Below are 14,718 nucleotides of genomic sequence, written 5' to 3' on the forward strand. Positions count from 1 at the left end.
CTGGATTTATGATTAATCACTGTTCATGAGTTTCAATCACTTCAGGCGTTACAGTCCGAATCCGTTCGTTCTCCAACACCTCTTTCAGATCATCCTGAACTCTGCGGTTCCAAAGCGGAACACCAGAGCGATAGGCAGCCCTACTGTTCAGATGGGCCGACAACGGTGAAGTCAAAAATACGAAGACGATACCTAACAGCAGCTTGGTGCTGACATGATCAAGAAAAAACGCAAAGTAGAGAAAAACGCCACTGAGAACACATAACACACCGAGAGTAGCACTTTTGGCGGAGGCATGTGATCTCAGATATACATCGGGCAGCCGAATCAGTCCATAGGCGCTAACGGCACTAAGCAGTGCGCCAATCAGAATCAACAATGCAAATAGAAGTTCACCGACTGTCTTGATCATTTCCATGTTCAAGCACCACTCCCCTCTCAATATATCTGGCGAATGCTGTCGTACCGATAAAGGAAAGAATTCCAATTAACAGAATAACTTCAAAAAAGGCCTGGGTTCTGAGTAACACAGATAGGACGGCAACCATTGCCAACAGGTTTATTCCAATCGTATCCAGCGCTGCGACACGATCGGATAAAGAAGGTCCCTTCACCAAACGCCAGGCGCATACGCCAATGGCCAAAGCCATTATCGAAAGCGACAGCATGAGAATAAAGTGGATCATGAGCGGGTCACCTCCAGTATCGCGCGCTCAAACGTATTGCGTATGTTCGCTTTGAACTGCTCTACATCCTGAATATCCATAGTATGAATATACAATGTCCGATTGTCATCAGACACCTCCAGCACTACCGATCCAGGGGTGAGACAGAGCAACGTGATTAAGGTAGCCACTTCCCAGTCCGATTTCAACTCCGTGGTGTACTTCAGTATAGCCGGACGTATATTAAGCTCCGGTCTCAGAACAGCTTTTATCACTATATAACTAGAAAAAATCAGTTCCCGCAGCAGTAAAAGGATCAGCTTGATGATCGCCCACACCTTTTCGAGATACAACCGACTCCAGACGCGTCGCATCCCCCAAAGTACGCCAACACCCAACAGGAAACCGACTAGGAAGCGGGGCCCGGTCCAGTCATTGTGCAGGAACATCCATAGGAAAGCTACAATGAAATTCAATAATAATTGAAAGGCCATATATTCATCTACTCCTTCATGACAGCGTTAATGTATAGTGCTGGATCAGCCAATACGGCTCCGGCTTGACCGACATATCCGTTTACCTTCTCAGCACCTACACCCAGCAGAATCACAATAACGAATAGGACAGCTGCCGGTGCCATCATAGCTTTATAACGTAGAGGCTGGACGCGATCCTCCCCCTTTTCGCCCCCCCAGAATACCTGCTGGAACACCTTGATCAGAGAAAAGAGCACAATGAAGCTGGATGCCAGCGCGATCAGCGCTAGAACAACTTGATGCTCCCCGAGGGCACTGCGTACCATCATCACTTTTCCGGCGAAACCGCTGAGCGGCGGTACACCGACGAGCGCCAGAGCCAATATGAAAAACATCCAGCCGGTCCAAGGGTAACGGCGAATCAAACCACCCATATCCTTTAAGCGTTCGGTGCCTGAAGCAGAGATAATTAAACCACCAAGAAAGAACAGCAATGCTTTGGCTACCATGTCATGCATTAAATAAAACACTACACCACTCAATGAATCCTGAGTAGCGACGGAAATACCAAAGGCAATAAAACCCACGCTGATGATGATATTATAATTAAAAATTCGACTGAGATCGTTGTAAGCCATCGCACCGATTGCGCCGAGAATCATTGTCGCTCCGGCCATCCAGCCAATCAGTGTATGGGTCAACCCCGGATCGTGAATAAAAATCAGTGTAAAAGTACGCGTAATTGCATACAGCCCCACCTTCGTCAGCAATGCACCAAACAATGCTCTGACGGCCAAAGGCGGCGCGCTGTAAGAGTCCGGCAGCCAGAAAAAGAGGAGCAGTCCTGCTTTGATCGAGAATACAAGCAGCAGCAGCACCGCAATGACGTTCAGTACACCGCCCTGCCCTGTCTCGGCCACACGCATGGCCAGATGCGCCATGTTCAATGTACCGGTCGCTGCATATAAATAAGCAATCGTTGCCACAAACAAGGTTGAAGAAATCACGTTGATTAAAATATACTTTAAGGTTTCCCGTAGTTGAACCTTGGTACCGCCGAGCACAATCATCGCGTAAGAGGCTACCAGCAGCACCTCGAAGCATACAAACAAGTTAAACAGGTCCCCGGTAAGAAAGGAGCCAAATACGCCGGTCAACAGGAAATGGAAAAACGTATAATAATAGAAGCGTTCCCGTTCTTCGCCGATGCTCGCGAAGGAAAAAAACAGGCAAGCCCCACCAACAACGGCCGTGGTCAGCACGAGCAGCGCCGAGAACATGTCGGCAACAAGTACGATGCCATAAGGCGGAAGCCAGCCGCCCATATACAGGGTTTGAATACCATCCGTACTTACTTGGTACACAATGAGTCCAGCAACAGCAATATTCAAAAACACGCTGACTGCGCTGATGAAACGTTGCAGTTCAATCCGTTCTTTCAGAAATATGAGTATAACTGCCGTAAAGGCCGGAATCAGCAGAGGCAGCACTAACAAGTTGTTCATGGTCTCTCCTCCTTGATTCCTTCCACATCATCCGTACCCGTCGAGCGATAAGCCCTGTAAGCCAGAACAATGAAGAAAGCGGTAACCCCAAAGCTTATTACAATGGAGGTCAAGATGAGTGCCTGTGGCAAAGGATCGACATATGCCTCCGCGTCCTCTCCAAGCAGCGGCGCGGCTCCGGTCTTCAGACCTGCCATTGTCAACAGCAGCAGATGAACACCATGGGTCAGTAAAGTGGTTCCGAGTAGGACTCGCAGCAAGCCTTTGGAAAGAATCTGATAAACACCGACGGTAAACAATACACCGATCGCCAGGGCTATAAGGAGTTCCATTAGTTATCCCTCCCGATCGTAAATATTATATTCATGGTGACACCAATGACGGCAAGGTATACGCCAAGATCGAAAAACATGGCTGTCGTAAGTTCGGTTTTGCCTAAAAGGGGCAGATGGAAATAACCAAATGTCTGGCTGAGAAATGGAGTGTCGAATAAAAATGAGCCCAGCCCTGTAAGAAAAGCGATAGAAACACCAATTGCTATTAGCTTACGATAATTGATAGGTAATGCCTTCTCAACCATGTCCATCCCAAAAGCAATGGCGAGCATTATCAACGCAGCGGAAGCCATCAAAGCCCCGATAAAGCCGCCTCCAGGATTGTTGTGACCGGCAAAAAATAGGTAAAACGAAAATATAAGAATGATTACGAATGCGACTTTGGCTACCGATTGCAGTAGCACATCGTTGCTTCGGAAATAGCGTGGCTTATTATCGTTAATTGCTCTCTTCAGCGGGGCCGGAGCTTCACCCGACTCCAACTTCAACTTGATCATGGAATAAATAGCAAGCGAAGCGAGGCCAAGCACTGTAATTTCAAACATAGTATCAAAGCCGCGGAAATCAACGAGTAAAACATTCACCATATTTTTACCGCCGCCTAGGGTATAACTATTCTCTACGTAATAATTCGAGATGGGTTCAAACGGGCTGCTGCCTAGAGCAGCAAGTGCAACAAGTGTCATTATTACGCCGAATCCGATGGATATAATCAGTTTCGGCAAACGGGACCGAAGTTTTAACGGTTCTCTCTTCAGCTTGGGCAAATGCCGGAAACAAAGCAGGTACAACGCGACAGAAACCACTTCGACAATCATCTGCGTAAGCGCCAAATCAGGCGCCCGGAACAGAACGAAAAGCAAGGTAACCATGTAACCTACCATTCCGGTTAACAGAATCGCTGTTATTCTGGAGTGTACAAACGGGATTGCCAAGGCACCCACCAGCATAACCATAACAACAACAACTTCAAAGAAAGAAATTGGGGCATATTGACCCATTCCAAAACTGATTCCGTCTGTGTACAGCATGGTTCCGCCAAGCGCAACAATCAGGAAAGTAAAAATATACATTAAATAATGACGCATGGAACCCGTCATATAAATCCCAGTCAACCATCTAGACAACTTCTCAACCAGCCGGATTCCTCCGTCATAGACTTGAGTTAAAGTGTAGCCTTCGCTCCATTCTTTATAGACAAGACTCCAGCGGCCATAGATTCTGTAAACAACTATTCCGAGGACCACGACACCCAGAGTCATAAATATCTCAGGTGTCCAGCCGTGCCAGAAATGAATGTTAACATCAAATACTTCTCCCGTTTGCATTACAGGGTGAATTGCATTCATTGCCGGGATAATGAGCGAATTGGACAACACATTCGGAAAAAAGCCGATTAAAATCGACAGCAGTGCCAGCAGGCATGGAGCCAACAAAAGGCCAATCGGCGCCTCATGTGTTTTTTTATCCAGTTTCTCAGGCTGATATTTACCGAAAAAGGTTTGGAACACCAAAATCATACTGTATGCAAAGGTACACACGCTGGCAATCCAGGCTAAAATCGGAAAGAGCGTAAATAACGAAGGTATAGAAATTATATCCAGCTGTCTAATATTCAACACAGCCGTGAAAAACATCTCCTTACTCAAAAAACCGGAAAAAGGAGGCAAACCCGCCATGGAGAAACTGCCGATCATTGCTATCGTGAAAGTAACCGGCATAAAGGAAATTAGCCCCCCCAACTTGCGCAGGTCGCGGGTACCCGTCTCATGGTCGACTATACCAACCATCATAAACAAGGAACCTTTAAATATGGCATGGTTAATAAGATGAAAGATAGCCGCCGTTGTTGCAGCGGTATAGAAAACCGCCTCTTCACCCGTATAAAAAGCTGCCGCTGAACCCATTCCAAGCAATCCCATAATCAGTCCAAGCTGACTGATCGTTGAATAGGCTAACAGAGCCTTCAGATCCGTCTGCTTCATCGCCTGAATCGAACCATAGATCAAGGTGATCAAACCGACGACAGAGACAATCCAGAACCACGCATGCTGCCCTGCAAAAATAGGGCTGAAACGAGCGACCAAATACAGGCCCGCCTTAACCATAGTTGCCGAATGAAGATAAGCACTGACCGGTGTAGGTGCTTCCATAGCATCTGGCAGCCATATATGAAATGGGAACTGGGCCGATTTGGTGAAGGCACCCAGCAGAATCAGCAGCATTGCCGGAATAAACAGCGTCTGTCCACTAATATCGCCAACCTCACTCCAAATTTCGCGAATGCTGAAAGTACCTGTCATCACATAGAGCATCAGAAAGCCGGCGAACATCGCTAGACCACCGAATACGGTAATCAGCATGGATTTCTGCGCACCATAACGAGACTTCTGCCTCCGATGCCAGAAACCGATCAGCAGAAACGACGAAACGCTTGTCAATTCCCAGAAACCGTAGAGCACCATCAAGTTATCCGAGAGCACAACACCTAGCATTGCTCCCATAAACAACATCAGATAAATATAAAAAGGGGTTAGTTCTTCCTTGCGCTTGCCCATATAATAAATAGAATAGATGATTACAAGACTCCCCATTCCAGTTATTAACAAGGCGAACAGTAAACTTAATCCATCTAAATGGAAAACCAGATTAATTCCGAGTGAAGGAATCCATGATATGGTTTCATACCCTAAATCCCCTCCCTTAATGAGCGGAATCCGGGTCAAAAAATAAACGAACAGGACCAGTGGACCGGGAAAAACAAGCCAACCTCTGTGTAGGTTGGGTACCCTCTTTCTTAAAAGCGCTATTACAAAGGCCAGTAGAAAAGGGAGAAGTATGATTATATGCAGCAAAGGCAAGCCTCCATTTCCATTTGAACATATCTATTTGTGAACATTAGTACTTTCTTTTTTACCAAAAACCAAAAAACCTATGGACACATCCGATTATAAAGAATCGGTCAATGTACCATCGCAAATATGCAAATATCTTACCTTGCCATCTTCTTGCACAATTCTGAATAAACCGTTCTCAAACTCTGTATGCAGTTCGTGAAAATACTTTCCTTTAAGCGAAAACTCTCCCTTTGGTTCATCACTGAGCTGATATTCATCCTCGATTTTGACCAGGTAGGAGATAACGCCTTCCTCATGTGTCTCTTCCAGCCCGGCGCGCATCCGTTGCACAGCCACTATATGCAGGTCGACCATATTCATTTTGCCAATAAGTTCATTGATGAAATTACGTTTTGTAAGCTCCTGCCATCGCGTCTGGGCAGATTGTCCAATTATAATCTGTGTAACTTCCTTCTCTTCAGCAGCCTTTACAATAACATCTGTTGTTTTTCGGCCTTCGCGTTTCCGAACCATAAACTCCGCGCCAGCTTCCTCAGCAAGACGTTTCCAGACCGTCATATACATTTCTTTGCCCTCATTATATTCATCGCTGTCCGAACTATCGACGTTTAATATAAACAATGGCGCCCCTATCAATTCAGACAACCCGACACCACGCCGGATTAAACGCTCCCCATGTGGACCATAATGAACACAAACCATAATTTTTTCATTGTGAATGACCTTCATCCTCCTGTAACATGGCCAAGCAACATAAAAAAGAGCCCACTTTCGTTAGGCCCCTTAATTATTACTTAAACCGATTAGTATACTTAATTATATCTATTCTTATATTCATTGTAAAGTTAACTGGTTATCATGGAACATAAATTCTCCGTAATACTTGTAACATGCCCTTCTATTGAAGTTATCATTCAGAGCACTACGGACGTGGGATACTGCTTGAGATATTCAACAAAATCTTGAAAATCGATTTATTTCACTCGAAATGTGCGGCTTCCGTATTTTCGAACGAGAACAAGCGAAATGAGTAAGTAAACTAGCGTAAGAGTAACCACAATAGCAGTGAAAATATCTGCTGGTGCACGCACGATAAGGCATATACCGCTTGCAAACGATACTAACATGTTTATAACATAATACAGCGGATTCTTTATATTCAATTCCGTAGCATAGGGCTGAAAGATATAATACATAAACAGATGATGAATGGAGAAAAAGACGGACAACGACAGTACGCACACCCACATCATGGGTATATCTTTGCTTAACCATTCTCCGCTTCCCGCTAACGTAATAGCAGTCAATGCCGCGGCTAGAATTGTTGCAATCCTTAGATTCAGACTCATAATTTTAATAAGCCGAATGCGAAAATGCTCGAAAGCCGAAGTTCGATAGAAGCTATACCGTAACAGGCTGATGTCACAGTTATAGAACATCGCTCTGCACATTTTTTCTCCCACGGACATGAAATACATACCAAAAACTAAGAATGGAAAAACAACTCCCAGATCCGGTCCAAGGAATTCGTCCCTCTGTGAGAGAATCAACACAACTGCCACTCCCACCGCACCCAATGCGGCTGTAATGGCCATCCTCTTGTAAACCGGATTGTTAATAAGACTGCGATGTCTGGAGAAGAACAGGATGTTCAGATAGCTGTAGCCTTGCTTTGTTCCGAGATTTTCCTGATGTTTTTCATTCAAGGCATAGTCGCTTTCTTTCGATTTCACACTCGTTTTTTGCGCCTCCGACATCATACGCCCCAGATCCAGCAGGGGATCGTCCCTTTTCGTTGCGGCATCGACTGCCCCTCTGTAGTTGGAATAACGGCTAAGTCGAACAGCTGCGAAGATACCACCAACCACGAGAACAAGACAGACAGGCAGGCTCAGCAGAATCGACGAGGTTACCGGTACCCGGTCGAGCAATAGTGGCAAATAAGCGGCAGTATAGCCAAGCCCGATGACGCTCCAGACAATCACGTTATTTTTTATCAAGACCATTCCCGTTATGTCATAGAGCTTAAGATGCAGGTACTCGGTTAGAATCCTCCACAAGGTGACAGACACCAACAACAAGATAACCTCTACGATGGAAGCTCCCATCAGTGAGGTGAATATAAGCATCGCGGGCATTAGATACACCATGAACGTAATATACCGGTAGCCAAGAGAAGCCTTCATATATTTTGTAGGAGACTGCCTCATTAGCTTCACAGCTACGTACTTCTCCCGTTTCGGCTCCAATATGGTGGCGCTACTGACACCTGCGACCACAAAGCTGAGTAAAAAATATATATGTAAAAAAAGCTGAAGCTGATCTTCCACAGCTAGTTCCTTACCTAATCCGACTACAGGCAAGTAGATAAGCAGACCTACATAGGCTAGCCTAATTACAAATCCCCATAGTAGGCTTATTAGAAATACGATAATGGAAATGGCCTTTTTCAAGTTTACATTGGCGTAGATACTGTCCGTTAAATGCTTGCCAATCACCGGTAGCTTCTGGATGTAATAAATGAACAGATTCGCCGTAGTGGATGTCCGAATAGCAAGAAGGGTATTAAGAGTTCTCAGCATGGCTCTCATCCTTCAACAGGTTAATAATGTTTTGTTCAAATTCCGCGCTGTGCAACAACTCTGTCGGTACGGCAGACAACCGTCCATTGTTCAACACGACCAACTCATCACATAGATCGGAGGCCAACTGCAGAATGTGCGTGGAGAAAACCAGAATATGATTCTGCTTCATCTCCCGCAACATCTCCTTCATCTCCAGCGCTACGATGATGTCAAAAGAGGTAAGCGGCTCATCGAGCAAGATCACGAGCGGTTTCGTAATGAGAAACAGCAGCATTTGTAGCTTGTTCTTCATCCCGTGAGAGTAACCCTTAATGAGCCGGTGCCTATCCTCCTCTGACATACTCATCATGTCAAAATAACCGTCGATGCTTTGATCCATTCGCAACTTATCACGGTTAATATCCATAAAAAACTTAACAAATTCATAGCCAGTCAGGAACTCAGGCAGAATCGGCAGTGAATAGACATAACCGATATCCTGCTCGCTCAACTCCCGGACATGTCCATTCTCCTCCAATAGCGCTTTCCCTCCGTCCATGGCCATCTCTCCGCTCAAACAGTTGAACAACGTCGTTTTACCTGCGCCGTTCCGGCCCAGCAAACCGTAAATCTTCCCTTTCTCAAAGGTATATCCAGCTCCCTTGAGTACCTCTTTTCCGTTAAATTGTTTGACAATATCTTCGATAATCAGACGCAATCATAACTCCCCCATTCGTTGAAAATGCTAGATGATGATTTTCACTTCTATACGTAATTGGAGACTGTCAGTTTCATGAATACTTTCTGAGTGGTCTACTGAAAAAAACAAAGGACCGGGTCTCACCCTCTACAGGTGTTCCCGACCTAATTGTGGACATAGTTCTTATTATTTCTTGAGATAGTAACCATCTCTTCTTATGGGGTATAAAGTTTGCCTCCAATAACAATATGCTTCTGCATAGCAAGCTAGTCAGAAAAGTCTACATCATATAAAAAACGCATTGCATTGCGTTGAACCGAGTGTGGGGTAAGTCGCATCATCATATTTCGTAGATAACATAACATTCGTTGATCCATCTGGGCTATCTTACCCATCATCAAAGACTGATTTGTAATGGCTGCCGTCCTCTTACCCCGAAGTAATTCAAATGCCCGGAAAGCTGATTTAATGGAAGAGTTTTGTTTTAAGCAGCGCACAATCTCAATCGCATCTTCAATAGCTTGGCATGCTCCTTGCCCAAGATTCGGTGTAGAAGCATGTGCAGCATCGCCAATGAGAAGGGTTCGTCCGGCAATAAACTTCTTAATTGGAGCGATATCATATATGTCTTTGTAACTTATTTTGTCATCTGGTGTACTGGAAAGTATTTGTGAAACAGGAGAATGATAATCGCCGAATATATCGAGTAAATCTTGAATCTGGTATTCATTAAACTTCCTATCCCGAGGAGTGCCGTTCAACACTGCAAACCAGTAGGTCTGTTTATTCGGTAGTGGGACGATGCCAAAACGTCCTTTATAACCCCATGTCTCCGTGAAACGATCGTCCCTTCCGGAATCCGGCCAGCAGTCAGCGACACCACGCCAACAAGAATAACCTGCATAACGGAGTTCTACAGACGGAAAAAGCTTGTTACGAATGATGGAATGGATGCCATCTGCCGACAATAAGTAGTCGCCTGTGACTTCACTACCATCTGCAAAAATAGCTGTAACCGCTTCTTCACTCTGGCGTAAATCCACTAGTGATTTCCCGAAAATGAGGGTCTCCGGTCGGAGTGCAGAAAGTAGAATACGATGAAGGTCAGCTCGGTGAATCGACACGATTGAAGATCCTTGACCATTTGCAGAGAGTTCAGATAAAACAGTTCCTTGCTCGTTTAAGATTGCAAAACCACTTGGACTTGTTTTAGATTGCTCCTTAACGATTTGCGAGAGTCCTATATACTCAAGAGCCTTCATAGCGTTAGGGGCTAACGTTAGCCCAGAACCCACATCACGAAATTCTAAAAACCGTTCATACACATGGACATTTATGCCACATTGTTGCAGAGCAACAGCAGCAGTCAAACCGGCAATACCACCACCAACAATCAGAAATGTTTTGTCCAACATCTGGTTCAACTCCCTATTGTAATGGCTGCATAAAAGATGAGACTAAACCAAACGCAAAGCGGTGTAAATAAATATGTATCGTAGTGGGAGAATCGAGAATTCCGTACTTTTTTAAATAAACCAAAGTATTTGAAATCTCCAACAACCCTCAGACCGAACGCGGTGACACATACCCAGCATCCCCATTTAACTATGAAGTTAGGCTGAATCGCCACAAATAAACCCCCTTGAAGGAAAAGAAGCAAAGCTGCGAAAAACACAAGAAATGCGACAATCAAAGTTGCTATTTTACCTGGAACAAAAGTATGGTTTTGCGTTTTAGTAGTAGGCAAAACTATGGTGCTTCCCCAAGTTCCGCCGAACGCCCAATATACATGTAAGCAGCCAATACCAGTTAAAGTTACGACAGATAACCCTATTAAACCATCGATCACTTCGAATCCCCCCTTGTAAGAATGGATATATGTACGCAAACTGAAACATAATCGACATCTTCAGATGCCGAATGTGTTGTTGCCTATAACAAGAGTTATTTGCATAGGTGAGCGATAGAGACTTTAATACCCGTATCCACCAATAATAAGGATTGGAGAGATGATCAAAGCTATCCACATAGGCGATTTGGGTAACGCTAGCACTCCGACAAATGAAATACCAAGCATATAATAACCAATAATTAATAGAAGACCCTGATCTGATGCATTGGCCGCATAAACCGCGATGTGTCCAGACATCGTTAGCAGTGGACCGAATATGGTGAACCAGAACGTGGCCCGGCGCAAATCACTCGAGTTAAATTTATCTATAAATCCTTCCTTAAATGCTTCTATAATAGGAGTTCTAAAAAAAATCAGCGTACAAATCATATGCCCTACTCCAAGAAATACAAGAGACCATGCTGCTACTAAGACCATATTTTCACTCCTCCTTCATAATGATCGCAAAACGTACTGAAAGCTTCCCTTCGGTAAACTTAGCTCCTTCAACCGAACACCCCATCAAAGCCCTTGGTAATATAACCTTACGTTTATAAGATCCGACATGGATTGTCAATTCGTCCCCCTTCTGCGTCAAATCAATGTCTTGTTTATCCACAAAGGGAATGTCCACATCGAGATAATAAACGCCGTCGACTTGACGTACTTGCTCTGTTCGACCTTCGTACATGATTTGTAAAGGATCGTTATCTTCAAACAAAATATCACCAACTACATCCAACATCTCCAAACCGCATACTTCAGTTGTCATTAATGGTACCCGCAAAATCGGCAACGGACTAAAATTCTCCAATATTTCTGCTTCGTAGTGGCGATGCAACTGATGCCATTGAGCTAAAAACCCTTCAGACGCTTCATCCGGTAAAACCCGATTCACAATAATTGCATCGGTATGGAACCCGAACAAATTTAAGTAAGTAAAGGAACGCTTCGCCTCCGAGATCACCATTTTCTCAGGATTTAACACAATTCGAACAGATGTCACTGCTGGATTAAGCAAAAAATTCTGCATTTCGCCCATGTCATTTACTAGTGAGACTATACTATGCATGACGTCTTCGCTCGGTAGCTCATAGCCGGAGAACATCTTCGCGACGGGTCTGAATACTTTGACTAACCGGCGTTCGTGCGGGAAAATTTTCTCGATCCACCATTCAAGAACATTCGGATAGCTGAGCAATCTCAGTGTTTCACCCGTAGGTGCGCAATCGACGATGATCGCATCATATTGATCGCTTTGTGCATGTCGTTTAATTTGCAATAAGCTAAATAGTTCTTCCATGCCTGGGAATACAATCATTTCATCTGTTGTAATATCTCTCAACTTTGCTTTGTCCATTAGCTTTTCTAGCCACGCCTGCACAACTCCCCAATTTCGTTCGCATTCCCGTAGGCTGTTTACTTCCTGTCCCCACAATAATTCTGAAATCTGAACAGGATCTGGACCAAGTGATATTCCAAAGGCATCTGATAAGCTATGTGCCGCATCCGTGCTCAAAATGAGTGTGCGTTTCCCCTGTTTAGCCATTTTCACTGCCGTTGCCGCCGCAATACTTGTCTTACCGACGCCTCCTTTTCCTGTATAAATGATGATTCTCATTTTAATCACCCTTTCTATTAGTACGATTTCGTATTAATGTAGCAAAAAAAAAGCTTAATCATCAATACGTATACGTTTGACGCCGCCTTCTTTTATGTCTTTTTCCTGTACTACACCATCCTTAAATATCTTCGCAACCTTCAATACTAGCGATAAGAATTGCTCCATTTCTTCAGGTGTTAACGCCTGTTCAACCCGACGTACATTAACATCCATGATCTTACGCGCTTCCGTAGCTATACTTATTCCTTCTGTTGTCATACGAACTAATGTGATGCGTTGATCCTTCATGGAACTAAATCGCTCGATATATCCTTTGGTTTCTAAACGCTTGGCTATACTCGTCATCGAACTAAGCGGTGCACCCATTTCAGAAGCCAATTCTGACATGCCCAATTCACCGCGAAAGGACAATACAAGCAATGTTGTTAGTTCGGAGTGATTCAAGTTTCGTTCCAGCTTAGCGGTTTCGGATAAGAGAGAAAATGGGCGAAGTCCTGTTTTGAGAAGGATGTCATAAAGTTGTTGCATAAAAAAATCTCCTTTTAGTACGAAAGTGAAGTATGTGTAACCTTATATTATTACGATATCGTAGTAATGTCAATATATTCCTTTTGCAGTTCAGAAATCGATCAAATGATGACTACACTTCATCTGAGGACTATTTTTCACCAAATATACGGTATCTGTTACTTGTCGAAAGATATTTTGATGCTAAAACCAAAAAAATCGCTTCCCCAGTGGCGATTCAGCACTCCTAGAATATTGTACCCCTAAAGGAATCAATATCACTCTCACAAGCGAAGTTTCCTTGGAGCTCGGAATACCACCAACGTTTACTCCGTCCTCGATTCAGCGAATATTTTTCTGTATCTAATTTTATTTGAATATGCCTATCAGTATAAATAAGAGGTTGGGTCTCTCCTTTATGGAGATAACCCGACCTCACTCTCTCTTTCCTGGAATACAACAATGAGCATCGCCGAGCAATAGATTACCTCTCCCCCAAAGTAGCGAAATGAGTAATCCGATTTCCCCCTCTGACAATTTCAACCGGAATTAAAAAACGGCCTTCACAGAGAAAAGGACCTCAGAGCGGTATAATCAGCCGCCTGTGATCCTGCTATTGAATGAATATTAAAATGAATTAGTATACCTCGTAATTATAGCCATAGTTATTATCCAAATACGTTTGCCCGTTCGTTGTATACAAAATCGAATATTTAACATTTGTAGCACCCGGAACATTGAAACTGTAGTTCCAGTTTTCAACACTATTGAAATTATTCAAGGGGTGAGAATAGGTGGCGAAGCCATGGTGAGTCGTTGCCCAGTCATTCGTTGTGTACAGTATTTCAATTGTTTTCGTCGGATTCAGGTTTTTCACATAGATATTGCCGCTAAATGTACCATTGTTCAACGTACTATTTGCGTTAAGCACATTTGGTGGTCCCAAAATCACGGATGTTATAGGATATGTACTATTCACTTCATTGTAATAATCCGCAGTCCCGTTGTTATCCCAATAAGTCTGGCCATTCACTTCGTATTTGATTGCGAACTTTACGAAGTTGAGATTCTTCAACTCGGAATGATCTGTTGTAGAGCCATTTGTGGAAATGCTAAAACGCCATTTCTCATGGTGATCATCCGTCTTCCCTACATAATACGCACTCGTATCATACCAATTTGTGTTATCTGTCGTGTAATGGACAGTCACATTCTTCGCGGGTCCCAGATTAGCAACTTCAATATTACCGCTGAATCCGACATAGCCCGGTTTATAAATAACGCTGACATCCGAGTCAATAAGCTTGACCTCATTACCGCTGGCAAATGCCGATCCCACAAAGGATACACCAAAAATCAGAGTAAACATCATCAATCCAACAAAAAGTTTTTTCATTGCTTTCATAGTTCTCGCTCCTCTAATTTTAATTTTTTACACCTGAGTCTGAGTCGACAAGGAAGACATATGCTTGTACGTTTTATTGTTCTTTCATCCCTCCTTTAACACTTCGAAAACAATTTGTAATTTTCAGAAAGACAATCATTTCCTATTATTATATTAACTTTAACTAAACTTTATGTAAATAGTTAATA

Annotated in this window: 15 protein-coding genes; all 15 read right to left on the reverse strand. The window is 43.7% G+C overall.

From position 1 onward, the window contains the following. Positions 1-16: 16 nt before the first annotated feature. The 15 genes from mnhG to J2T13_RS11045 all read right to left on the reverse strand — a co-directional run bounded on the left by mnhG (position 17) and on the right by J2T13_RS11045 (position 14,530). Positions 17-418: a monovalent cation/H(+) antiporter subunit G gene (gene mnhG / locus J2T13_RS10975; RefSeq protein ID WP_429371324.1), complete on the reverse strand. Its 402-nt coding sequence runs from the start codon at positions 416-418 to the stop codon at positions 17-19. Then, positions 393-686 carry a Na(+)/H(+) antiporter subunit F1 gene (locus J2T13_RS10980; RefSeq protein ID WP_429371147.1) on the reverse strand — a complete coding sequence of 98 codons (294 nt, stop codon included), beginning with the start codon at positions 684-686 and terminating at the stop codon, positions 393-395. Before J2T13_RS10980 ends, mnhG begins: the two co-directional genes overlap by 26 nt. Then, the gene (locus J2T13_RS10985; protein ID WP_429371149.1) at positions 683-1,159 is read right to left on the reverse strand and encodes a Na+/H+ antiporter subunit E; all 477 of its coding nucleotides are present in this window, start codon (positions 1,157-1,159) and stop codon (positions 683-685) included. Before J2T13_RS10985 ends, J2T13_RS10980 begins: the two co-directional genes overlap by 4 nt. A gap of 8 nt (positions 1,160-1,167) precedes the next feature. Next, positions 1,168-2,646, reverse strand: coding sequence for a Na+/H+ antiporter subunit D (locus J2T13_RS10990; RefSeq protein ID WP_429371150.1), 1,479 nt, complete (start codon positions 2,644-2,646; stop codon positions 1,168-1,170). After that, on the reverse strand, positions 2,643-2,978 hold the full coding sequence (locus J2T13_RS10995; protein ID WP_429371152.1) for a Na(+)/H(+) antiporter subunit C: 336 nt from the start codon (positions 2,976-2,978) through the stop codon (positions 2,643-2,645). Before J2T13_RS10995 ends, J2T13_RS10990 begins: the two co-directional genes overlap by 4 nt. Then, the gene (locus J2T13_RS11000; protein ID WP_429371154.1) at positions 2,978-5,842 is read right to left on the reverse strand and encodes a Na+/H+ antiporter subunit A; all 2,865 of its coding nucleotides are present in this window, start codon (positions 5,840-5,842) and stop codon (positions 2,978-2,980) included. Before J2T13_RS11000 ends, J2T13_RS10995 begins: the two co-directional genes overlap by 1 nt. Before the next feature lie 87 nt (positions 5,843-5,929). Then, positions 5,930-6,568 (reverse strand): universal stress protein, encoded by a 639-nt coding sequence (locus tag J2T13_RS11005; RefSeq protein WP_429371156.1) that lies wholly within the window; start codon positions 6,566-6,568, stop codon positions 5,930-5,932. Between the two features lie 245 nt (positions 6,569-6,813). Beyond that, positions 6,814-8,421, reverse strand: coding sequence for a hypothetical protein (locus J2T13_RS11010; protein WP_429371158.1), 1,608 nt, complete (start codon positions 8,419-8,421; stop codon positions 6,814-6,816). After that, complete coding sequence (locus J2T13_RS11015) at positions 8,405-9,121, reverse strand: ATP-binding cassette domain-containing protein (RefSeq protein ID WP_429371159.1); 717 nt, start codon at positions 9,119-9,121, stop codon at positions 8,405-8,407. The genes J2T13_RS11010 and J2T13_RS11015 overlap by 17 nt, the downstream gene beginning before the upstream one ends. A 248-nt stretch (positions 9,122-9,369) precedes the next feature. Beyond that, positions 9,370-10,518, reverse strand: a complete 1,149-nt coding sequence (locus tag J2T13_RS11020; RefSeq protein WP_429371160.1) for an FAD-dependent monooxygenase — start codon at positions 10,516-10,518, stop codon at positions 9,370-9,372. Between the two features lie 5 nt (positions 10,519-10,523). After that, the gene (locus tag J2T13_RS11025) at positions 10,524-10,952 is read right to left on the reverse strand and encodes a DUF3995 domain-containing protein (protein ID WP_429371162.1); all 429 of its coding nucleotides are present in this window, start codon (positions 10,950-10,952) and stop codon (positions 10,524-10,526) included. A 123-nt stretch (positions 10,953-11,075) separates the two neighbouring features. Beyond that, the gene (locus tag J2T13_RS11030; RefSeq protein WP_429371164.1) at positions 11,076-11,432 is read right to left on the reverse strand and encodes a DUF6463 family protein; all 357 of its coding nucleotides are present in this window, start codon (positions 11,430-11,432) and stop codon (positions 11,076-11,078) included. Between the two features lie 4 nt (positions 11,433-11,436). Next, the gene (locus J2T13_RS11035) at positions 11,437-12,615 is read right to left on the reverse strand and encodes an ArsA family ATPase (RefSeq protein WP_429371166.1); all 1,179 of its coding nucleotides are present in this window, start codon (positions 12,613-12,615) and stop codon (positions 11,437-11,439) included. 54 nt (positions 12,616-12,669) lie between these two features. Further along, on the reverse strand, positions 12,670-13,146 hold the full coding sequence (locus J2T13_RS11040; protein WP_429371168.1) for a MarR family winged helix-turn-helix transcriptional regulator: 477 nt from the start codon (positions 13,144-13,146) through the stop codon (positions 12,670-12,672). A 616-nt stretch (positions 13,147-13,762) separates the two neighbouring features. Then, the gene (locus J2T13_RS11045) at positions 13,763-14,530 is read right to left on the reverse strand and encodes a hypothetical protein (RefSeq protein ID WP_429371170.1); all 768 of its coding nucleotides are present in this window, start codon (positions 14,528-14,530) and stop codon (positions 13,763-13,765) included. Positions 14,531-14,718 lie beyond the last annotated feature (188 nt).

The sequence above is a fragment of the Paenibacillus sp. DS2015 genome, assembly GCF_050433705.1.
In the GTDB taxonomy this organism is placed as follows: domain Bacteria; phylum Bacillota; class Bacilli; order Paenibacillales; family Paenibacillaceae; genus Paenibacillus_AQ.